Here is a 22,276-nt window from a genome sequence, read left to right as displayed (position 1 = left end):
GGATGGCATTAATATTTTTAACATTTTTTTTATGCAAACTGGTAAAGTAAAATTTTTCAACGAGACGAAAGGTTTCGGATTCATCGTTGACGATCAAACAGGTGAAGACATTTTCGTACACGTAACTGGCCTTTCAGGTGTTACTATCCGCGAAAATGATTCAGTATCTTATGAAGTTACTGACGGAAAGCGTGGCGCAAACGCTATCAACGTAAAGAAAATCTAATTTTTCTTTCGTTTTTTTGATTAGAGCAAATCAGTATTTTACAATATATATTTAGGTTTACCTATAAAATTGCAACATTGATCTCTAGTTAAAGAGAAATAAAAAAAGCCTTCTTAACGGAAGGTTTTTTTTATTTCTACAGGCGATAGGTTATCCTTGAATCCAAGCAGTAACCTCGTCCTTTGTCGGCATCGCCGCATCTATTTTCAATTTCTTGCGCATTCCTCCTAAGTCATTAAATACTTTGTTTGGGTTAGCGGCATCTAATGACTCTAGTGTAAGGATGCCCATCTTTTGTAAAGCGGGAATCCACACTTCAGAAATACCTCTTTCTGCAAAAGCAGATTCAGAATCTACTTCCTTCACCACTTCTGGGCGCATTTGAGGGAAGAACAATACTTCTTGAATAGAAGACTGGTTCGTCATCAACATCGTCAAGCGGTCAATACCGATACCTATACCCGAGGTAGGTGGCATGGCATATTCTAGCGAGCGAATAAAATCGTGGTCCATCGCCATTGCTTCATCGTCGCCACGCTCTGCTAAAGCTAATTGATCTTCGAAACGCTCTTTTTGGTCAATTGGATCATTTAATTCAGAGTACGCATTCGCGATTTCTTTTCCATTCACGAATAGCTCGAAACGCTCTACTAAACCTTCTTTCGAACGGTGTTTCTTTGTTAATGGTGACATTTCTACCGGATAATCTGTAATGAACGTCGGTTGGATTAAGTTTGCCTCCACTTTCTCTCCGAATAATTCATCGATTAGCTTTCCTTTACCCATTCCTTTGTCCACTTCCATTCCAAATTCGACACACTTCGCGCGCAATTCATCTTCGCTTAAAGCATCGACATCCACACCTGAATACTGTAAGATAGCACCTGAAATAGTTAAACGAGGGTATGGACCCGCGAATTCGATTTCGTTCTCCCCAACTGCGATTTTGGTTTTTCCATGCAATCTAGACGCCACCGTTTCGAAGATTAACTCCGTCAAGTTCATCATCCAATTGTAGTCCTTATAGGCTACGTAAAATTCTAACGAGGTAAATTCAGGGTTGTGCGTACGGTCCATTCCTTCATTACGGAACATTTTACCAAACTCGTACACCCCATCAAAACCTCCTACAATCAAACGCTTTAGGTATAATTCATTCGCAATACGCAAATAAAGTGGCATATCTAAGGTGTTGTGGTGGGTCTTGAACGGACGAGCCGAAGCACCACCGTGAACCGCTTGCAAAACCGGCGTTTCCACTTCTAACCAACCTCTTTCGTCAAACATAGCGCGCATCGTAGAGATGATCTTCGCACGTTTAATGAAAATGTCTTTCACCGATGGGTTCACGATTAAATCAACATAACGCTGTCTGTAACGCATTTCTGGGTCAGAAAAGGCGTCATAGGTTTGGCCATCTGCTTCTTTAACGACTGGAAGCGGCTTTAAGGCTTTGGACAAAATCGTAAATTCACGAACATGAACGGAGATTTCTCCCATCTGCGTCGTGAACACATATCCTTTCACACCGATGATATCACCGATGTCTAATAACTTTTTAAATACCGTATTGTATAGAGTTTTATCCTCGCCAGGACAAAGATCATCGCGGCGAAAGTATAATTGAATACGGCCATTCGCATCTTGAAGTTCCGCAAATGAGGCATTTCCCATGATACGGAAGCCCATCAAACGACCTGCTAAAACCACGTCTTGGAAGTTTCCAGACTCCGGTTTAAATTCTGCCAAAATTTGATCAGAATAAACATTCACCGGGTATTCCTGTGCAGGATAAGGATCAATTCCCATCGCCAATAATTCTTGGCGCTTTTGTCTCCTCAATAATTCTTGCTCACTTAAAATCATTTGAACGTGTTTTTACGAATGAACCACAAAATTAGCCATTTCCTTCGGGATTTAAAACTCTTAAATCTTGTTAATGAGGTTGTGCGAGGCGAATTTTCATTTAAATTCGCAAGACAATTTTTAATTCAAAATCAATTAAATGGAAATGAATAATCAGCTTAAGTCGTATGCGATCATTGCATTAATGTCGAGTGGAGTCACTTTAGGTGCCTATTCGCTCTTTAATTTAGGTAATAATTCATCCGGATTCTCGGATGCACCTTCCGCCTTTACCACCTCCGTTTCAAATCAAGTCGTTCCAGGAAACCCAGGTGAATTCACCTATGCAGCGGAAAAAACAACTCCTGCTGTGGTTCACATCAAGACGAAGATGGAAACGCGCCAAAGACAACAACAATTCTCTAGCCCTTTTGATGATTTCTTTGGATTTGGCGATCCATTTGGTGGCGGTGGCCGTAGACAACAGCAACAACCGCAAGAGGCATCTGGCTCAGGGGTAATTATCTCGGCTGACGGATATATCGTAACAAATAACCACGTGGTGGCGGAAGCGGCTGAGGTGACGGTCATCTTAAATGACAAGCGCGAATACAAGGCCAAAGTCATTTCTACCGATCCATCCTCTGACCTTGCCGTTATCCAAATCAAGGAAACGAATTTACCTTTCTTAGCTTTTGGAGATTCTGACGCGCTTCGTGTGGGCGAGTGGGTATTAGCCGTGGGTAATCCATTTAATTTAGAGTCTACGGTGACTGCAGGTATCGTTTCTGCCAAAGGTCGTCAAAACATCATCGACCGCGATAGCCCAGACATGAATCCACTTGAATCCTTCATTCAAACGGATGCTGCAGTAAATCCAGGTAACTCCGGTGGAGCTTTGGTGAACTTAAAAGGAGAATTAATCGGTATCAACACCGCCATATATTCTCGTACAGGACAGTTTGCGGGTTACTCCTTCGCAGTTCCAGTGAGCATCGTGAAGAAAGTATCTGGCGATTTAATCAAATACGGTAACGTACAACGTGGTTTCTTAGGCGTTCAAATCTCTGAAGTGAATGCCAAATTAGCAGAAGAAAAAGACCTTAAAACTAGCGCTGGTGTATATGTGGGAGGTTTCTCAGAAAACTCAGCAGCGAAAGATGCGGGTATCAAAATCAACGACGTGATTACTAAAATCGACGGTGTAGAGACTAAATCGACTTCGAAATTAATGGAAATCGTCAGCAGAAAGCGTCCAGGTGAGCCACTTCAAGTAACAGTTAACCGCGATGGCGCTACGAAAGAATTCAAGGTAACCTTAAAGAACAAAGATGGCAACACCGAAATCATAAAAGGAGACAACTCTCCTGAATCAGCGAAATCAGAGTTCTTAGGTGCTAAGTTTGCGAGTTTGACTCCAGCAGAGAAGAAGAAATTTGGCGTAAGTTCAGGCGTAAAGATCGCCGAAGTATTACCAGATGGCCGTCTTGAGATGTATGGCCTAGCGAAAGGTGCGGTTATCACAAAGATTAATGATAAAGTAATTAACACGCCCAAGGAGGCGGTTGAGGCTTTAGAATCTAGAAAAGGACGTATTAAGCTAGAGGGTGTGGATGTGGATGGATCGAGGTTTATTTATGTATTGTAGTCAGTAAACGGTAATCAGTAGTCGGTAGTCAGTAGAGTATAGATTATAGAGTAGAGAGTAGAGAGTAATAAAATGGAGTGATAACCAACCACTAGATACTGATTACCGACTACTGATTACTGACAACCAACCACTAGATACTGATTACCGACTACTGATTACTGACAACCAACCACTAGATACTGATTACCGACTACTGGATACCGATTACCGACTACCGCATAAAAAAGCCAGCGCTTCTTACGAAACGCTGGCTTTTTTTATGCACTGAAGAAGATTACTTCTTATAAGTCACTGTCTTAACTGCTTGGATAGTACGCTCAATGCTTGGAAGAATTTCTTCGATCAAGGTAGGTGCGTAAGGAAGTGGTAAATCGCGTGAGTTCACACGAACCACAGGTGCATCTAGATAATCAAATGCCCAACGCTGTAAGTGATAAGCAATCTCAGATGAAATAGCAGATAATGGATTCGCCTCTTCTACTACTACACAACGATTCGTTTTCTTCACTGATTCCACAACTGCAGGATAATCAATTGGACGAACTGAACGTAAGTCAATTACTTCGCAAGAGATTCCTTGCTTTTCTAATTCTTCTACCGCTGGCATAACCACGCGAGAAAGCATTTTACCGAATGTAACAATCGTTACGGCAGAACCTGGTTTAACCACGTTTGCTTTACCGATTGGGATTAAGTATTCGCCGTCTGGTACTAAACCTTTGTCGCCATACATTACTTCGGATTCCATGAAAATCACTGGATCATTATCACGGATCGATGCCTTTAACAATCCCTTCGCATCCGCTGGGTTCGAAGGAACCACCACTTTTAAGCCTGGTGTGTTTGCAAACCAGTTCTCGAAGTTAGATGAGTGTTGAGATGATAATTGTCCCGCATTTCCAGTAGGTCCACGAAAGACGATAGGGCAAGAATATTGTCCACCAGACATAGACATCATTTTAGCAGCTGAGTTAATCAATTGATCAATCGCAACTAAAGAGAAGTTAAAGGTCATGAATTCAACGATGGGACGTAGACCGTTCGCAGATGCGCCTACGGCAATTCCACCAAAACCTAATTCAGCAATCGGCGTATCAATCACGCGATCTGGACCGAATTCGTCTAACATTCCTTGGGAAACTTTGTAGGCTCCATTATACTCCGCAACTTCTTCACCCATTAAAAAAACAGATGCATCACGTCGCATTTCCTCTGTCATCGCCTCACGTAAGGCTTCTCTAAACTGAATTTCTCTCATAAAAAAATGTAAATCTTGTGGGATTAACAAGCGGGTACAAAATTAGGCAAAAAATAGTCTGTTTTCACAAAATCATGGTAATTTTAGGAATCCATTGAAGAAAAATTCCCATGTCAGTCGAAATCGCACCTATTTCAAATTCTTTACCTGCTTTTTTAAGCCAAAATACCTATTTGCAAATTGCGGTTTTAGTGGACGAACTTACTTCCAAGCATTGCCTTCCGCTGATTCAAGCCTATTTGCCCAAGGGTTTCATTAAGATTCAAATCAAATCTGGGGAAAACAATAAGCACTTAGGGACGTGTGAAAAGGTTTGGGAAGCCATGACAAAAGCAAACATGGATCGCCATGGACTGTTAATTAATTTGGGGGGTGGGGTGATTGGTGATTTGGGCGGATTTTGTGCCTCTACCTACAAACGCGGGATAGACTTTATTCAGATTCCTACGACCTTACTAGCACAAGTAGATGCAAGTGTGGGCGGGAAATTAGGGGTGGACTTTCAGGGTTTAAAGAACCATATTGGGGTTTTCAACTTACCTAAAACGGTTTTAATCGATCCGAACTTCATACATACTTTACCCAGTGCGCAAAAACTTTCGGGTTATGCGGAAATCATCAAACATTGTTTGATTCGCGATGCGCAGAAATGGGAACAAATCAGTCATACTGATTTCTCAGAGGTAGATTTCGCGGGACTGATAGAACATTCAGTGGAGATTAAGAAAGCGGTAGTGGCGGAGGATCCAACCGAAAAAGGCTTGCGTAAAATCTTAAACTGGGGACACACCTTAGGTCATGCGGTGGAAACCTTCTTATTAGATCAAGGCAAACGTAAAATCTTGCACGGCGAAGCTATCGCTGTGGGCATGATCATGGAGTCATTTATTGCCTATCAGCGCGGATTAATCACAGAAGAAGAACTTGGGGATGTTGAGGTCTACTTATTCGAGACCTATGGAATAGTGGCATTGAAGGCTTCGGAGATTCCGGCCATTATTGCCTTGACCCTTCAGGATAAAAAGAACAAAGGTGGAGAGGTGAGATTCTCTTTGTTAACTGGAATTGGGGATTGTGGCTATGATATTCCAGTCAGCAAATCGGAAATGAAAAAGGCGATTGAGTACTATATTGGTTAATTATTCGATTACTTGTGGCACTTTGAAATAAGTCTCGTTTGTGTCGGGACCTAGTGCTAGAGCTTTGGCACGATCTAACGTAACCTTACTCTCATCTTCGCGGAAATTATTCAAAGCGGGAGTCATGTGCACTAGAGGCTCCACATTTGAGGTATCCACTGAATTCAAAGCTTCCATCCACACTAATACCTTGTTGATGGAATGTTGCATCTCTCCTATCTTCAATTCGGGCATCTCTAATCGAGCTAAATGCGCGATTTTCTTCACATCCTCCTGACTAACCTTCATTTTCTTTCGGCTTTAATTTTTTATCCTCGGGCATTTGTTTGTCCAAAAAAGCATTCAATCGATCGCGATCAAGGGTAGACGTAATAGTTCCTAATGAATCAATATTCATCTCGAATCCCGCTAAATCCGGATGCACCGTGGGTAACTCCTTCTTTTTATCCTTCTTTGCCATCTTCTTTTATTATACTGTAGGGAACTTCGATAATGCTAGAGATAAACGCTCGATCACCTCTGATTTACCCCATAATTGCATTGAAATCATCAAATCTGGACCCGCACCATTTCCACTCAAAGCGACACGCAAAATCTGCATCACCTTGCCCATCTTAATTCCATTTGCCTCTAAAACCTCGTGAATCGCGTTTTTGATGCCCTCCGGCTCCCAAGATTCCACCCCAGGCAAAGCCTTTAGGATAAATTGTAAGCCAGCTTCCGCATCTGCGTTCCACTTAGAAGCTAAAACAGCCTCCTCGTAAACAGCTGGACGCATTTGAAATTCTACCACCTTGTGGGCTAATTCTTGTGGAAAAGTAATGCGATCTAAAAACAAGTGAACAAAAGAAAGTGCTTGATCAGCAGGAAGAGAAGGTAAATAATCCTTCGCAAGAGCTACTGGATCTTGTTGCTTAATATATTGCTCATTAAACCACTGCGCTTTTTTTACATCGAATTTCGCGCCGGCTTTATTAATACGCTCTAAAGAGAAAGCTTCTGCAAGGTCCGTTAAGCTAAACATTTCTTGCTCGGTTCCTGGATTCCAGCCTAAGAAGGCTAAAAAGTTCAAGGTTGCTTCCTTAAGGTAGCCTTCTTGCTTAAAACCTTTGGAAACCGCACCCGTAGCTGGATCCGTCCATTCCATGGGGAAGACAGGAAAACCACCTAAATCTGCGTCCCTTTTCGATAACTTGCCATTCCCCTCTGGTTTCAATAAAAGCGGCAAATGAGCGAATTGAGGCGCTTTCCAGCCGAAAGCTTGATATAATAAAATGTGCAATGGAGCCGATGGCAACCATTCTTCACCGCGAATCACGTGGGTAATCTCCATAATGTGATCATCCACGACGTTCGCTAAATGGTAGGTGGGCATTCCGTCTGATTTCATCAAGACTTTGTCATCGATGCTGGATGTGTGTACGTGTACCCAATCGCGAATGCTGTCTTGGAATCGAACCTCTCCTTTCGCTGGAACTTTCAAGCGAATCACGTAAGGCGTTCCGGAAGCGATTAATTGATCCACTTCAGCCTTATTTAAGGCAATCGAGTTTTTTAATTTAACACGGGTCAAGGAATTGTATTGAAAAGCAGACCCCTGACTCTCAAAACTAGCGCGCATCGCGTCTAAATCTTCGGAGGTATCAAAGGCATAATAGGCCTTTCCATCTGCTAATAATTGATCTGCATAGGCCTTGTATAGGTCTTTGCGCTCACTTTGGCGATAAGGTTCATGTGGTCCACCCACGCCTACTCCTTCGTCAGGACTAATGCCTAACCACGCTAAGCTATCTAAAATGTATTGTTCCGCACCCGGCACAAAGCGTGCCTGGTCTGTATCTTCGATCCGTAATAAAAATTTACCCCCCATTTTGCGGGCAAACAAGTAATTATATAAAGCCGTTCTCACCCCTCCAATATGGAGCGCTCCCGTAGGACTGGGTGCAAAACGAACACGTACTGAATTAGACATAGATTTTATTTATAGGCAATACAGGAAATCTCCACGCGCACATCTTTAGGTAGGCGAGCGACCTCCACCGTTTCCCTAGCTGGAGGATTGGAGGTAAAATAACGACCGTAAACTTCATTTATTTGGCCAAAATGATTCATATCTTTCACGAAAATGGAGCATTTCACCACCTGGTCAAAACTGTAACCAGCAGCAGTTAAAATATGTTGCAAATTCAACATCACTTGATTCGTCTCCTCTTCTATCGTTCCACCTGCATCAAAAACCGATAAAGCAATCTGTCCAGACACGTAAAGCGTGTTATTCACCTCAACTGCCTGGGAATAAGGCCCTATCGGAGCGGGTGCATCAGGGGATAAAATTATTTTTTTTGTCATACCTTTGAAAAGAAATGCAAGTTAGAAAATTTGAGCTAATCCTCGAAGATTATACCAAATGTTGAAACGAATTTATTCCAATAAAGGAGTCTTTTTTATGTTACTCTCCTCCCTTTGCTTCGCGGTAATGTCTGCGATCGCAAAAGAGATGAGCCACACCTTCAACTCCATTCAACTCGTATTCTTCCGAAGTGCCGTTGGTCTACCCTTTTTATTGACGAGCCTGTACCGCAGACCCGCCATCCAAACCGGCGGAAAACTCTATTTTATCATTTACAGAGGCCTTCTCGGCGCCTTCACCCTCTATTGCCTTTTTTACACTTTAGAACATCTCGGATTATCCTTAACAAATACTTACGGCCAGGCTTTCCCCCTCTTTATTGCAGTCTTTAGCTTCTTTTTATTGCCAAATGAAGGTCTTTCCGGTAAACAGGTTTTATTCCTACTGATTGGCTTTTTCGGCATTTTACTCATTTTCCAACCGAGTAGTGATGGTTCTCTTTGGCACCACAGCACCGGTATCATCTATGCCATGGGAACTGCTTTAGGCTATTTAGCCATCAAAGAGGCCCAAAAATACTATGACTCTCGCTGGGTCGTCGTTTCCTTTATGGGCGCCGGACTTATCGCTTCTATTATTTCTCTTTTGACCGGGACTTTTGGCGGATTTGAAAATAGCTTCTTAACCGGCGTTTGGGTGCAACCATCGATAGCTGAATGGATATGGGCCCTTGTTATGGGTTTATTATCCTTAGGGGTTCAATACTACACTACCCAGGCACTCTTGAATGAAAAAGCTAGCGTGGTGGGTGTAGTAGGAAATAGCTCTGTCATATTCTCCATCATAATCGAGGTGATATTGGGTCATGGCTTCCCAGATTTCATTACGTTGATGGGAATGGGGCTGATTGTTTGGGCGGGGTATAAGATTAGTCGCTAGCGCAACTAATTAAAGAATAAAGCACAAAGCATAAAGAATAGAGGTGGTATCGCCTACGGCGATGGAATCGTGAAAAGTTTTTCAAGAATGCATCCGCGAAGCGGATTCCATCTTTATGCTTTATTCTTTGCTCTTTGAACTTTCAATTTTATATTAAAAAAGGCCCTATTAAGGGCCTTTTTTAATATAAAATTTAGCGATTAAACCACTGCATTATTCATCACCTCCGTTTGCTTACGGATCGACTCTAAGTGAACTAATTTGAATAGTTCTTCTACGAATTCTGGATATAAAGCTAAACCTTTGGCCTGATTAGCACGATCATTGTGCAATTGCTTCCAACGATCTAATTGCAATACCGCTACGTTGTTATCGCGCTTGTATTCACCTAATTTCTCTACCACTGACATACGCGCAGCAAGAACTTCTAAAATTTCACGATCGATGTTATCGATTTTCTCACGAAGACTCGCTAATTCATCAGAGAAGTCAGCGCCATAGTTCGCATTACGAACTTCAAGGTCACGTAACATTTCACCTAATTTCTCAGGAGTAACTTGCTGTGAAGCATCTGACCAAGCTGCATCTGGATCACGGTGCGTCTCGATGATCATACCATCGTAGTTCAAATCCAAAATACGTTGAGACAATTCCATCAATAAAGCACGCTTGCCAGCCATGTGAGAAGGGTCACCGATTAATGGCATTTGAGGAAACAAACGCTTTAATTCAACTGCCATCGCCCACATAGGTGAGTTACGGTACTTTGTTTCTTGTGCGTTAGAGAAACCACGGTGGATTGCTCCTAATTTCTTGATACCTGATCCTTGAAGACGCTCGAAAGCACCTACCCAAAGAGCTAGGTCTGGATTTACTGGGTTCTTCACTAATACAGGAACGTCTACTCCTTTCAAAGCATCCGCTAAATCTTGTACGTTAAATGGATTAACCGTAGTACGAGCACCGATCCATAAAACATCAACGCCGTATTTCAAGGCTAATTCGATGTGCTCAGGCGTTGCAACTTCAATCGCTAAAGGTAATCCTGTTTCCTTTTTCGCTTCCACTAACCACTTTAATGCTGGTTCTCCCATCCCTTCAAAACTGCCTGGACGTGTACGAGGTTTCCAAACACCCGCTCTCATAATGTGAGCATAACCCTCCGCTTTGATACGGCGAGCGGTTTCTAATACTTGCTCTTCTGTCTCAGCTGAACATGGACCCGCAATAATTAAGGGTTTTCCGTTCGTCTGAATCCAGTCCTGCATCGGTACAATGTCTAAATTGGCATTCATAATATTCTGAAGGTTAACAAGGACCTACGTCCTCTATTTATTTGTTTATTTTTTTCTTAAGCAATCGGTAATATTTCAATTATATTTGCATCAATTTTTAGCACAAATGACAAAAAAATCATCAACAATAACCTCAATTAATTTATCATTTGAGGATACAAAAATAGCCTTTGCTTCGAAAGACGATTTTCAGTTGAAGAAGTCCTATTGGATTTTTGCTGCAATGAACCAAAATTGGTTGGTAAATTTAGGCACTTTTTTCATTAAACTATTTCTTTTCCTGCATTTTCCGGTCAAAAAAGTCATAAAAAGCACGATTTTCGCCCAATTTTGTGGTGGAGAAACCATAGATGGCTGTGAATCAACGATTCAAGAACTAGAAAAAGCGAAAATTGGCACTATTCTTGACTATTCTGTGGAAGGAGAGGAAAGTGAGAAATCATTCCAAAAAACCAAGGATGAGATTCTTAAAACTATCCGTAAATCTGCTGAAAATCCAGCCATTCCTTTTGCCGTTTTTAAGTTAACGGGGATTTTTCAATCTGAGCTTTTGGAAAAAGCCCAAACCGAGTCAGAATTAACCGAGGAAGAGCAGGAATTATTCGATCACAGCAAAGATTTATTAACTGAAATCTGTGATTTAGCCTACCAGCTAAAGGTTCGCTTATTTATCGATGCAGAGGAAAGCTGGATACAGACGACCATCGACCGATTAACCTACGAAATGATGTCTAAATACAACCAAAAGACAGCTATCATTTACAATACTTTTCAGATGTACCGCCATGACATGCTGGCAAATTTAGAAGAGGCCATCGCCATGGCTGAGGCAAACAAGTATCACTTAGGAGTGAAGTTAGTGCGCGGTGCCTATTTAGAAAAAGAACGCCAAAAGGCACACGAAGACGAATATTCAGAGCCTCTACACGTTTGTAAAGAAGATACGGATCGCGATTACGATTTAGGCGTTAAGTTATGCCTTCAGCATGTGGATATGGTGCATTTTTGCATGGGTACTCATAATGAAGCAAGCTGTTTGCTACTTTGCAATGCCATGAATGAATTACAAATTCCAGCTAATCACCCGAATATCTACTTCGCACAATTACTTGGCATGTCAGACAACATCTCCTATAATTTAGCCGCATCTGGCTATAATGTAGCGAAATATGTACCATATGGACCAGTTGATGCCGTAATGCCTTACCTGTTTAGACGCGCAGAGGAAAATAGTTCTATTGCTGGACAAACATCTCGCGAATTTGCCCTGTTACAAAAAGAAGTAAATCGCCGAAACAACGCATGAAAAATTACCGCTATTTTCTATTAAGTTTATTGATTATTGCCCTAGACCAGGGAATCAAAATAGCTGTTCATACTTGGATGGAGCCAGGTTATTTTGGACAAATTCCCCTTATTGGAGACTTCTTCAAACTACATTATACCTTAAATCCGGGTATGGCATTTGGGATTCAAATTGGATCTATTTGGGGAAAGTTAATCTTAACAAGCTTTCGTATTTTAGCCATGTTCGGCATTGGTTATTATTTGTACAATTTGACGGTTAAAAATAGCCCAACAGGACTTTTGGTTTCAGTAGCATTGATCTTGGGGGGGGCCATTGGGAATTTAATTGACTCGGTATTTTATGGGGTATTGTTCAAAAATGCCCCGGAGGGAGCGCCGATGGAATGGTTTCACGGTCAGGTAATTGATATGTTCTTTGCGGATTTTTATGAGGGGCCACTTCCTTCATGGATTCCACTTTGGGGCGGGTCTTATTACTCCACACCCATCTTTAATTTCGCAGATGCGGCCATCTTTTGTGGGGTTATGGCTATCTTGTTTTTTCAAAACAAGTTCATAATTCAGGACCAATAAAATGGACAGGAGCTATTATTTATTCTTTTAATTAGCTCTACTTGCGGAAATCATCGGAACGATTAGCGGTTTTGGCTCATCAATATTGTTTGTACCCTTAGCTTCTATTTTCATCAATTTTAAGCTGGTATTAGGTATCACAGCCGTCTTCCACGTATTCAGTAATCTATCTAAGATTTTTCTTTTCCAAAAAGGTATCAATAGAAATATTGCCATTAAACTGGGTGTCCCAGCTGTCATTTTCGTAATACTAGGCGCTTACCTTACTTCGGTAATCCCATTGAAAGAAATTGAATTAAGTATGAATTTGATCATATTGGGGTTAACAATTCTATAAATCTCGGGGGTGGGAAAAAGGATTGAACAAACTAATTTCAACCTCTACACTGGTGGTGTGATTTCAGGTTTTATGGCTGGCTTAATTGGGACAGGTTGAGCCATTAGAGGCATTACACTGGCGGCTTTTGGCTTGGAGAAAGATATATTCATTGCCACCTCTGCACTAATTGATCTGGGAGTTGATACGAGTCGTGCTGTTGTCTATATTTTGCAAGGTTATTTTCAACAAGAACATATCGTATTTATCCCATTTCTCATCATTATTGCCATTTCAGGCTCCTATCTAGGCAAAAAGGTCCTTGTTTATCTTCCTGAAAAATACTTTCACTATGTGGTCTTAGGAGTCATCGGAACGATTTCTATATTACAAACCATTCAATACTTCAGGGCATAAAAAAACCTGACCGTTTCCGATCAGGTTTCTTTCTATTCTTTTATTAGAATTACTTCTTAGGAGCTGCTGGCTTAGCCGCTGGAGCTGCTGCTGGAGCCGCTGCTGCTGGAGCTGGTGCACCTGCTGGACGTGGAGTAATTCCCATTTTCTTCAATACTAAGTCTGAGATATCAGCCTCCGCAGGGAAGTGTAAAATCACAGGATTAGCACCTGTTCCTGGCTCGTAGTTGTTAAACACGAATGTATATGCATTCTCGTTAGCTACTGCATGCATGTTTTCTTCAATCTTCTTTACGATAGGTTGCAACAATTGAGCTTGCTTCTTTTGGATAGAAGTTTGTGCATTTTGCTGGAACTCTTGAATCGAAGTTTGCAAGTTTTGTAATTCCTTCTCTTTGTCTTGCTTGATGATATCAGATGTGTTAGCTGGTAACTTCTCATACACCGCTGCCTTATCTTGGAAGTCCTTGATTTTTGCTTGAATCAATGTTTGGTATTGCTTCTCTGTGTTTTTCAAATCTTCCTCTACTTGCTTAGCCTCTGGCATTTGGCTGTAGATTTTTTCTTGGTAGATGAATCCGATTTTTACTTGAGCCGTAGCAGGCAACGCAGCTAATCCGAAAAGTAGGCCTGCGGCCAAAATAAACTTATTTTTCATGTGTATTAATAATTTGTTTGTGTTCTCTTTATAATTTAGGGTAAAATTAATTCTTTTTAGGACTTTTCTGCTCTTGCGCCTCCTCTTTCTTTGTTTTTTCTGCCAAATTAGGATCTAACTCCACTCCTAATTCTTCTAAAACGTAATCTGAGTAGTCGTGAATAGGATTTGTATACAATAATACCAACCCATCATTTGCCTTGTCAAAAATAAAATCTAAGCGCTTCGTTCTAACTACTTTTTCAATTGCTTTAGAGATTTGATCTAAAATAGACTTATAAGCGGTTTGCTTTAATTTAAATAAATCCCCCTCAGGACCAAAAACTTGATTTTCAAAAGCCTTCAATTCTTTACTTTTTAACTGAATAGCGGCTAATCGTTGCTGCTTTAAATCTTCGGTTAATAAGAGCTCTTCTAACTTAAATTCTTTTTCTAACTTCTCTAGCTCTTGCTTTTTCTTTTCTACATCGTTTAACCATGTCTTCGTATTCTGATCAATTTGCTGTTGAACTTTAGCGTACTCAGGCATTTTAGAGGTGATGAATTCTGTGTCGACATATCCAAATTTCTGAGCATTTGAAGAGCTCAGAAACAGTAGAATTACAATACCTGTCAACCAAAACCGCATCATGCTTATCTAATTTGTTGTCCAATCGAGAAGGTAAAGGCTTGACGGCCAAAATCAGAATCTCCTGGACGTGGCTTATCAAAGGCCATACCATAATCTATACCGATCATACCAAAAGCAGGCATAAATATACGCGCTCCTAGACCTGCAGATTTGTACAAATTAAATGGGCTATATTCATTTAACGTTGTAAAATTGTTACCCCCCTCAGCAAAAGCTAAGGCGAAAATAGTTGCAGATGGATTCAATGAAACGGGGAAACGAACCTCCATCACGAACTTATTATATGCCACACCGCCGTTACCATAAGAGCCAGAAGGCCCAATTACCCGGTCTTTATATCCTCTTAATCCGACAATATCACGATTGAAGGAGAACCCTTGCACCATTCCCGAACCACCTAAATCAAAACGCTCAAATCGAGTAATCTCTTTGCCACCATACGATCCTAGGAAACCTAAGTGCGCACGCGTATGCAAGATTAATTTACCCACTAAAGGACTAAACCAACTCGCATCAAACATCCATTTGTGGTATTCAATCAACAAGTTGTCTTTATTCATACCTAATAACCCAAATGGAGGTGTTAGTGTCCCTGATAAAGAGAAACTAGATCCTGAACGCGGAAAAGTAGGATTATCAATACTGTTTCGAGAGAAGTTCGTCATGAATGTGACTGATGTCGAAATACCTTGCGGGTAAGCCCAGGTCATGTAACGGTCCACATCAAAACGAGAAAAAGCAATCGAATGACTTAATGAAAAATAATCATCAGGCCACTTTAAACGTTTTCCTAAACTTAAAGATAAACTGGTTACGTTAAAGTGAGCATCTGTCAATGAGTCCGGAACAGAGAAACTGTTTATTCCACCAAAGCCACCGCCAAAGCCTCCTAAACCACCGCCACCAAATCCACCAAAACCACCACCACCAAAACCACCACCGCCAAAACCACCGCCACCAAAACCACGATTAAAACCTGGTTGGCGGAATAAATATGGATATGAAATACTGCTATTTATAGCAATTGAAAAGGAATTAGGCCTTTTCCCTCCTAACCAAGGTTCTGTAAATGTAAGACTGTAGTTTTGAAAAGAAGCCCCATTGGCTTGAAAACGGATAGCTACCTTTTGGCCATCGCCAGCAGGAAGTGGGCGATAAGACTTAAGATTTAAAATATTTTTTGCCGAGAAATTATTAAAAACGACACCCAGCGTACCTACGAATCCAATGAATCCACCCCAACCTCCGGAAAGCTCAATTTGATCTGAAGGTTTCTCCTCCACATTGTACTCGATATCTACCGTACCATCAGGGCGGGGAACCGGATTAGGACTAATCTTTTCTGGATTAAAATACCCAATCGTGGAAAGTTCACGCACAGTACGAATGATAGCCGATTTATTGAATTTTTGACCTGGCAAGGTACGAATCTCACGCATGACTACGTGATCAGATGTTTTTGTATTTCCGTTCAAGGATACTTTATTAATAGTGGCCTGCTTACCTTCTGAAATACGTATAGTTAAGTCAATTGAATCACCCTCGATAGACGTCTCTATCGGCTCTGCATGATAGTATAGATACCCATTATCCATGTAGACAGAACTTAAGTCCTCACCTGGGTTTCCATTCATTTTTTTATCCAATTCCTCCGTGTTGTATACATCTCCTTTTTTCACGCCTAATACGTCACTTAAAAGAGAATCAGGGTAAATGAAATTTCCCTCAAAACGGATAGTACGGTAAAAATATTTCCGACCTTGAACTATACTCAACACTAAATTAATTGATTCATCATTAAAACGAACGACTGAATCTGATTGCAATTGAAAATCTCGGTACCCTAGCTTGTTCATGGCTGCAAGTAACTTCTCTTTATCTTCATCCCACTTCTTTGGAACGAATTTGGAAGGTTTAAATACACGCCCAAAACGAATTTGCTTGGTGTTTTTAATCTTTCTTAAGATTAGAGAACGGTACTCAGGATCAATCCCGTTCAATATAATTTTATTCACTTTAACTTTCTCCCCCTTAGTGACATCTACTTGTAAAATAGCATTATTTCCCCGCACAGAATCTACTTTAATAACCGACTTTGTCTTGACATTCAAACGGCCTTTTTCTTGGTAATATTTACGTACCGTCAATTCTAAATTCTTTCGAAGAGTCTCCGTGATAATCTTACCCTTGTAGGTCTTCATCTTATCGTTCAAAGCTTCTTTCTCTCCTTTTCGAATCCCCGTATAATCAATCGAATACAAACGAGGTCGCTCTTTTAATTCGATATTTAACCAGACTTTACCCTCTTCTACTTTCGTCGCAAATATTTGCACATCATCTAAAATACCTTGATTCATTATTTTACGAATCGCAGCTCCAATGGCCTCACCAGGGATCTTGATTTTATCCCCTACCTGAAGACCTGAAATATTAATCATGGAAGTTCCATCGTAGTACTTCGAACCAGTTACCTGAATATCAGCGATGGAATACTCCTTAGGATCAGCATAGGAAAAACTTGTTTCTGGAAGAGCTGATGCTAATGATCTCGTCCTGCCTAGTATCTGAGCAGACACAGAATATGAACCTAATATAAACAGTAAAACACCTAACAAGGCGCTACGTTTATTTGATAATTGAATGGCAAATAATTTTTTCATAAATGAGCCTCAGCCCCTAATTTAACTGTTCACTAATCTTCCCAAACCTTCTTTCACGCATTTGAAAATCGATAATCGCTTCATGCAGATGTTCTTTTCTAAAATCAGGCCAAAATAAATCTTCAAAAATATATAACTCTGCATAGGCTAATTGCCACAGCATAAAATTACTAATTCGGTGGTCTCCACCTGTTCTAATCATCAAATCTGGATCGGGCATATCAGCCGTAGACAGATGAGCTTGGATCGTATCTGCATTAATGGAATCTGCAGCTAATTCTCCCGTTTTTACTTTTGCTGAAATCTGCTGAGTGGCCTGTACTAAATCCCATTTACCAGAATAAGACAAGGCTAACACTAAGGTTAAACCCTTATTTTCAGCCGTTTCAGCCATCGCTTTCTCTAGTTCAGCTCTAGAAGAGGCTGGCAATTTACTTAAATCACCAATGGCCTGTAAGCGAATATCCTTCTTCTTCATCCCAGGCAATTCATCCTTAATTGCACTAACCAAGAGACTCATTAAAGCGGTCACCTCGGCCTTAGGTCGATTCCAATTCTCGGTAGAAAAAGCATACAAAGTCAAAAATCGCACCCCCAATTCGCCACAACCTTCAATCGTCTCCCGAACTGCTTTCAAGGCTGATCTATGTCCAAAAACACGATCCATAACACCTTGTTGCTTAGCCCAACGACCATTACCATCCATGATAACGGCGATGTGAACGGGAACATTCGTAAGATCAATCGACTCTTTCAATTCTTTATAAAAATATTTACCAGTAGGTAACAAGGTGGCAAATGTACTTATTTAGACGGCTTTATCCAATTAAAAAATGTTAATCCGTAGGACAAAAAATGGACTGTATCGTATAGGTTACGCTAATCGACGTAAATAAATACTGATCGCCATCAAATAACTTGTAATTAGAGACATTCGTATCTCTTGGACTATCTAGAGCAGAAGAAAAAGTCTTTCTTGAACCTGCCTCAAATTGCAAACCAACCTTAGGATTAACTTGATATTTTATTCCAAGGCCATAAGGAAAGGCTAGAACCGGAAATACGGAAGAATTAAAATCTGCTCCATTATTCACACCCGATACTTTAGCCAGTACGCCTGATAGACCCACATAAACATAGGGAGTCCAATTAACGATTTTTCGATTAGACTGATAATCCAAAAAATTATAATCAACTAAGCCATCCAATTGAAAAATGGAGGTTGAAAAATTAGTCGCCGCTAAACCACCCACAGTGGGGGAAATCCTATTTTCTATATTCCCACTTAAACCAGAATAGGCCATTTGAACTCGAAAATCTACATATGATTTTCGTTGATACATCACTTGTAAATTAATGCTGGGCTTAATGTTTGCTAATTCTTTTGTGTTAGGAACTAAATTCCAATTAGCATAATTTCCATGGTATAAAGCTCCACCCAGACCTGCACCATAGGTCCATTGTTGTGCCTTCAGAGAGATACAAAATAGGAGAACTAGTAGTAAACTATTGGAAATTCTTTTCATTAATCTGCAAAGGTAAGCATCTAGATTCAATTTATGATGATTAATCGTTTGGTAATTCGTTCTCCTATAGACGAAGCTAAACTGAGTAGGTAGGTTCCTGCTGGGAAGGTGCTCGTATCCAAAATTTGGGTGTAGGTTCCCAATACAACTTCACCTGAAAATAGGGATCCTACTTTTTCTCCCACCATATTGTAGAGTGCTAAATCTATGGTCATCTTCTCAAAGACAGCATATTGAATTCTGACAAGACCCGTAGCAGGATTTGGTGCAGGATCCATTAGTCGAAATCTTGAACCTGCTTCTTGTAAAAGTGGTGAGCTCAAGAATATCGGTAAACGCTCAAAAGATTTTTTAAATATCTCCGTTGTGCTAGTAGCGCTCAAACCTAAATGATCTCTTAATACGGTAGAATAAATCTGACGATAATCAAACATAGATTTGATGTCTCCGCTTGAATCCACGTTTGTTAAACTAGGATTCTCTCCTATTATTCCTCCTCGAACGGTTTCCCCTATCACAAATAGAGGAGCGGCGGTACCGTGATCCGTTCCAGCAGTGCCGTTTTGATTTACTCGACGACCGAATTCAGAAAAAGTCATTAACGTAACTTTATCTGATATATTTTGAGCTTTTAGGTCTTTTTGAAAGGCAGCTACCGCCTCTGATATTTGTTTCCAAAGGTTAGCGTGCTGATTTAATTGATTCGCATGGGTATCAAATCCTCCGATGGTACATAAATAGACTGGAGTTTCTAATCCCCCCGAGATGAGTCTGGCAACAATACCTAGCTGTTTTGACAAGTTCGTATTGGGATAAGTCACCCTATTAGCTCCTTTCAAAGCTCTATCCCGAATCACTTTCGAGTACTGAATAGAAGTGCTTGAAATTTGTTTTAAAAAGGCTAATTCATCCCCTGCTAGTGTAGCCGGTGGTATTTCATCGTCAGCTAGGGTACCGGAAACTAGCTGATAGAAGAGATTAGGATCCTCAAAAACCGTACCAAATCGACCTAAATCTGATTGAAATAAAAGTGATTCAACCGAGCCTAATTGAATGGCCATGGGCTGGGTTGGCATCGTAATAGGATAATTAGGGTACCTGTCTGCCAAATAACGCGCAGCCCATCCTTCCTCCCAGACCACATTTGCATCCGATCCGGTGTTCCAAATATCAGTAGAACGGAAATGGGAACGATTAGGGTTCGCATAACCTACATTTTGGATGATCGAAACGTTCCCTTGATCGTATAAGGATTTGATGGGAGCCATGGATGGATGCAAATACATCCCGTTTTTTAAGGCGATCGCATTTTCCTTTTTGATGGCGATATCTGGTCTTTTGGCAAAATAAATATCATTTTCTGCCGGAATCACCGTATTCAAACCGTCATTTCCTCCCACTAATTGAATGATAACTAGGGCATTACCTGTGGGAACTGAAGTAGCTATACCAGCAGGCAATTGCGCATAGGCCTGAGCGGGCATCCCTGAAATTCCTAATCCGACACCTCCCGAAAGAAGCGCCATCTGACGTAAAAATTCTGAACGTGTTAAATCCTTTTTCATCCTTAGCAAAGTTGAAATTCAGGTAAACGCATCACTGCTCTAAAGAACTGCAGCAGATTTGCACTTACACCGGGTGAATAAGTGGAATAATTAGTTACAATGGTTCCCGCTAATAAAGTCTCTAGCAAAAAAGCCTTCTTCTTCGCTGTAATCGGAAAAGCTAAAAACAGTTTGCACACATCCTCTACGAATTCTACCGCTTTCTCTGAATTTGTGAACGTTTGTGCATAGGGTACTGGCACTAATTTACCCGTGACATTCACCCCATTATAGCGTTTACCCGTCAGTAGCGAATCCGTAAATCCTCCCCTATAAGAATAAGTGGTTGATGAAATCCAATCCCGTTGCCCAGGCCATCCTGCCACATCAGGTGGCTGAAAAAGCTGCATCTGTAACACTCGGGATAATTCGTACATGTTGATATAGTCTGGAGTGGGTAGTTCCAATAATTTCGAACTACCTATCATCAATTCAATCGGGTTTTTAATTTTACTTCCTATATAACTGGCTTTAAAAAACTCTTCCGAGTTGAACAAAAACCTCAATAAAGGCTTCATTTCATACTTATTGGACCTGAAAACATCCGCCATCTGAGTGACAAATGCTTCATTCGGTTTGTAGTAGACAAATTCTTTGTAGAGTTTTCGGCAGATGAATTCTGCTGTCGATTTCTGCTCAAAGATGTGATCAACCAAAGTATTTACATCAAATTTCGCCGTTTTGCCCAAAATCGTTACGGAGGCCTCTGTATACCAGCGAGTGGACACAAAATTTGCTGTCAATCCATTCACCTGCCATCCAGAAAGCACCTTAGCCGATTGTTTTACGTCTAATTCTGAATAATTACCAATGCCCATTGTAAATAACTCGAGTAGCTCACGAGCAAAATTTTCATTCGGCGTGGCTCCCCGGGAATTATTCCCGTCTAAATAGATCAGCATCGCAGGATCAATCGCAACCTCTTTGACTAACTGCTTGAAATTACCAAAGGCATATTTTCTAAACAAGGCATTCTGAGCGTACATGTGTTGGGGATATTGCACTTTATCCCGCTCGTTCGCAAAATGATTATGGTAGAACAGCACCATTTTCTCTCGCATATTCAAGCCCTCTTTGTGCATCAGATTAAACCACCAATAGTTGAATTCGCGGTACCAGGTGCCTGTTTGACCGGAGGTATTCTGAGCAGCGGCAGGGACCGTGGTCACCCAGGTATTAGGAGCAGCTGGTGCAGGTGTATCTTTTAGAAGGGCTAAATCAATTAAATCTGAAAAAGTACCATAGCCTTGGGCAACAGATAAGTCATTCTTAGAATACCCGAAGAGTGTCCTAGCTAACAAATGACCGACATGAGTGGAATTCCAAACTGGCATCTTATTTTAAGAATTTAATTCGCAAAGTCGTGTCAGGCTTTGAGAAACGTTGAACATGAACATCTAGTGAATTGGCTACTTTTGTTACTCTTTGAGGGACAGCTAGTTGATCGAAGAAAACAGGATCCGCATCGACTAGATCGACAATCTGCTTTTTACCCTTCTTCCCTTTTATGACTAAGTAATAATGAATATCACTCTTGTATTTCGCATCCGTATATTTCTTTCGAATAGATCCATCCCAGGCCATTTCGGTTATTTCATCTGCGTCATTGTAGACTTTTTGAGACCAAAGATTAGGTAGGAAAATTTGTGCTGCGAAGGCCATTCCGGTCATAGCGATCAGAATAGAGCCGAAGTTTTTGCCAAAAAAATCTTCCTTATTTGCTGATGCGCCACCACCCATACCTCCAAAAAGAGGCATTTTTAGTTTCTTGCGAGGAACTCTGCGCGGTGGAACTGGAACGTTAGACATTTTGTTAAGGAGATTAATTTACAAATCAACTAATTTTGAGGGAATTCTTACCTTTTTTTGTATTAATTTAT

21 protein-coding genes and 1 pseudogene are annotated in these 22,276 nt (G+C 40.8%); 7 read left to right on the top strand and 15 right to left on the bottom strand.

What is annotated here, in order from left to right:
• Nucleotides 1–31 precede the first annotated feature (31 nt).
• Nucleotides 32–226 carry a cold-shock protein gene (locus ACILP5_RS07020; RefSeq protein ID WP_130895221.1) on the top strand — a complete coding sequence of 65 codons (195 nt, stop codon included), beginning with the start codon at nucleotides 32–34 and terminating at the stop codon, nucleotides 224–226.
• A gap of 150 nt (nucleotides 227–376) precedes the next feature.
• Here ACILP5_RS07020 and lysS read toward each other — a convergent pair whose 3' ends face one another.
• Nucleotides 377–2,092 carry a lysine--tRNA ligase gene (gene lysS, locus ACILP5_RS07015; protein ID WP_395617947.1) on the bottom strand — a complete coding sequence of 572 codons (1,716 nt, stop codon included), beginning with the start codon at nucleotides 2,090–2,092 and terminating at the stop codon, nucleotides 377–379.
• A gap of 145 nt (nucleotides 2,093–2,237) precedes the next feature.
• Here lysS and ACILP5_RS07010 point away from each other — a divergent pair, with 145 nt between their 5' ends.
• A complete protein-coding gene (locus ACILP5_RS07010; protein ID WP_395617946.1) occupies nucleotides 2,238–3,719 on the top strand; it encodes a Do family serine endopeptidase in 1,482 nt (493 codons plus the stop codon).
• A 277-nt stretch (nucleotides 3,720–3,996) separates the two neighbouring features.
• Here the strand turns inward: ACILP5_RS07010 and ACILP5_RS07005 are convergent, their stop codons facing one another.
• Nucleotides 3,997–4,980, bottom strand: a complete 984-nt coding sequence (locus ACILP5_RS07005; protein ID WP_395617945.1) for a pyruvate dehydrogenase complex E1 component subunit beta — start codon at nucleotides 4,978–4,980, stop codon at nucleotides 3,997–3,999.
• A gap of 110 nt (nucleotides 4,981–5,090) precedes the next feature.
• Between ACILP5_RS07005 and aroB the strand changes: the two genes are divergently transcribed.
• Nucleotides 5,091–6,119: a 3-dehydroquinate synthase gene (gene aroB / locus ACILP5_RS07000; RefSeq protein WP_395617944.1), complete on the top strand. Its 1,029-nt coding sequence runs from the start codon at nucleotides 5,091–5,093 to the stop codon at nucleotides 6,117–6,119.
• Here aroB and gatC read toward each other — a convergent pair whose 3' ends face one another.
• Genes gatC through ACILP5_RS06980 form a run of 4 tightly spaced genes read right to left on the bottom strand, consistent with a single transcriptional unit; the run spans nucleotide 6,120 to nucleotide 8,468 of the window.
• On the bottom strand, nucleotides 6,120–6,407 hold the full coding sequence (gatC, locus tag ACILP5_RS06995) for an Asp-tRNA(Asn)/Glu-tRNA(Gln) amidotransferase subunit GatC (protein ID WP_395617943.1): 288 nt from the start codon (nucleotides 6,405–6,407) through the stop codon (nucleotides 6,120–6,122).
• Nucleotides 6,397–6,579 (bottom strand): hypothetical protein, encoded by a 183-nt coding sequence (locus ACILP5_RS06990; RefSeq protein WP_395617942.1) that lies wholly within the window; start codon nucleotides 6,577–6,579, stop codon nucleotides 6,397–6,399. Before ACILP5_RS06990 ends, gatC begins: the two co-directional genes overlap by 11 nt.
• A 9-nt stretch (nucleotides 6,580–6,588) precedes the next feature.
• The gene (gltX, locus tag ACILP5_RS06985; protein WP_395617941.1) at nucleotides 6,589–8,091 is read right to left on the bottom strand and encodes a glutamate--tRNA ligase; all 1,503 of its coding nucleotides are present in this window, start codon (nucleotides 8,089–8,091) and stop codon (nucleotides 6,589–6,591) included.
• A 5-nt stretch (nucleotides 8,092–8,096) separates the two neighbouring features.
• On the bottom strand, nucleotides 8,097–8,468 hold the full coding sequence (locus tag ACILP5_RS06980; protein ID WP_395617940.1) for a RidA family protein: 372 nt from the start codon (nucleotides 8,466–8,468) through the stop codon (nucleotides 8,097–8,099).
• 58 nt (nucleotides 8,469–8,526) lie between these two features.
• Between ACILP5_RS06980 and ACILP5_RS06975 the strand changes: the two genes are divergently transcribed.
• Entirely contained in the window at nucleotides 8,527–9,408 is an 882-nt protein-coding gene (locus ACILP5_RS06975) for a DMT family transporter (RefSeq protein WP_395617939.1), read from the top strand.
• A 200-nt stretch (nucleotides 9,409–9,608) separates the two neighbouring features.
• On the opposite strand, the gene ACILP5_RS06970 is transcribed toward ACILP5_RS06975, so the two are convergent.
• Nucleotides 9,609–10,703 carry a chorismate mutase gene (locus ACILP5_RS06970; RefSeq protein ID WP_395617938.1) on the bottom strand — a complete coding sequence of 365 codons (1,095 nt, stop codon included), beginning with the start codon at nucleotides 10,701–10,703 and terminating at the stop codon, nucleotides 9,609–9,611.
• A 106-nt stretch (nucleotides 10,704–10,809) separates the two neighbouring features.
• Here ACILP5_RS06970 and ACILP5_RS06965 point away from each other — a divergent pair, with 106 nt between their 5' ends.
• The 3 genes and pseudogenes from ACILP5_RS06965 to ACILP5_RS06955 all read left to right on the top strand — a co-directional run.
• Complete coding sequence (locus tag ACILP5_RS06965) at nucleotides 10,810–12,009, top strand: proline dehydrogenase family protein (RefSeq protein ID WP_395617937.1); 1,200 nt, start codon at nucleotides 10,810–10,812, stop codon at nucleotides 12,007–12,009.
• Entirely contained in the window at nucleotides 12,006–12,584 is a 579-nt protein-coding gene (locus ACILP5_RS06960; protein ID WP_395617936.1) for a lipoprotein signal peptidase, read from the top strand. The genes ACILP5_RS06965 and ACILP5_RS06960 overlap by 4 nt, the downstream gene beginning before the upstream one ends.
• Before the next feature lie 46 nt (nucleotides 12,585–12,630).
• Nucleotides 12,631–13,317, top strand: a pseudogene (locus tag ACILP5_RS06955) (sulfite exporter TauE/SafE family protein); the annotation flags it as partial.
• A gap of 49 nt (nucleotides 13,318–13,366) precedes the next feature.
• On the opposite strand, the gene ACILP5_RS06950 reads toward ACILP5_RS06955, so the two are convergent.
• From ACILP5_RS06950 to ACILP5_RS06915, 8 genes are all read right to left on the bottom strand, one after another.
• The gene (locus tag ACILP5_RS06950; RefSeq protein WP_395617935.1) at nucleotides 13,367–13,975 is read right to left on the bottom strand and encodes an OmpH family outer membrane protein; all 609 of its coding nucleotides are present in this window, start codon (nucleotides 13,973–13,975) and stop codon (nucleotides 13,367–13,369) included.
• Nucleotides 13,976–14,021: 46 nt separating this feature from the next.
• Nucleotides 14,022–14,606, bottom strand: a complete 585-nt coding sequence (locus ACILP5_RS06945) for an OmpH family outer membrane protein (RefSeq protein WP_395617934.1) — start codon at nucleotides 14,604–14,606, stop codon at nucleotides 14,022–14,024.
• A 2-nt stretch (nucleotides 14,607–14,608) separates the two neighbouring features.
• Nucleotides 14,609–17,266: an outer membrane protein assembly factor BamA gene (gene bamA, locus ACILP5_RS06940; protein ID WP_395617933.1), complete on the bottom strand. Its 2,658-nt coding sequence runs from the start codon at nucleotides 17,264–17,266 to the stop codon at nucleotides 14,609–14,611.
• Nucleotides 17,267–17,282: 16 nt separating this feature from the next.
• Nucleotides 17,283–18,023 (bottom strand): isoprenyl transferase, encoded by a 741-nt coding sequence (locus tag ACILP5_RS06935; RefSeq protein ID WP_395617932.1) that lies wholly within the window; start codon nucleotides 18,021–18,023, stop codon nucleotides 17,283–17,285.
• Nucleotides 18,024–18,102: 79 nt separating this feature from the next.
• Nucleotides 18,103–18,792 (bottom strand): DUF6089 family protein, encoded by a 690-nt coding sequence (locus ACILP5_RS06930; protein WP_395617931.1) that lies wholly within the window; start codon nucleotides 18,790–18,792, stop codon nucleotides 18,103–18,105.
• A gap of 26 nt (nucleotides 18,793–18,818) precedes the next feature.
• Nucleotides 18,819–20,357: a DUF1501 domain-containing protein gene (locus ACILP5_RS06925; protein WP_395617930.1), complete on the bottom strand. Its 1,539-nt coding sequence runs from the start codon at nucleotides 20,355–20,357 to the stop codon at nucleotides 18,819–18,821.
• Nucleotides 20,358–20,359: 2 nt separating this feature from the next.
• Nucleotides 20,360–21,730, bottom strand: a complete 1,371-nt coding sequence (locus tag ACILP5_RS06920) for a DUF1800 family protein (protein ID WP_395617929.1) — start codon at nucleotides 21,728–21,730, stop codon at nucleotides 20,360–20,362.
• Between the two features lies 1 nt (nucleotide 21,731).
• Entirely contained in the window at nucleotides 21,732–22,205 is a 474-nt protein-coding gene (locus ACILP5_RS06915) for a hypothetical protein (RefSeq protein WP_395617928.1), read from the bottom strand.
• Nucleotides 22,206–22,276 lie beyond the last annotated feature (71 nt).

The sequence above is a fragment of the Aquirufa sp. genome, assembly GCF_044239315.1.
Taxonomy (GTDB): Bacteria; Bacteroidota; Bacteroidia; order Cytophagales; family Spirosomataceae; genus Aquirufa.
This window is presented reverse-complemented; position numbering and strand designations above follow the sequence as displayed.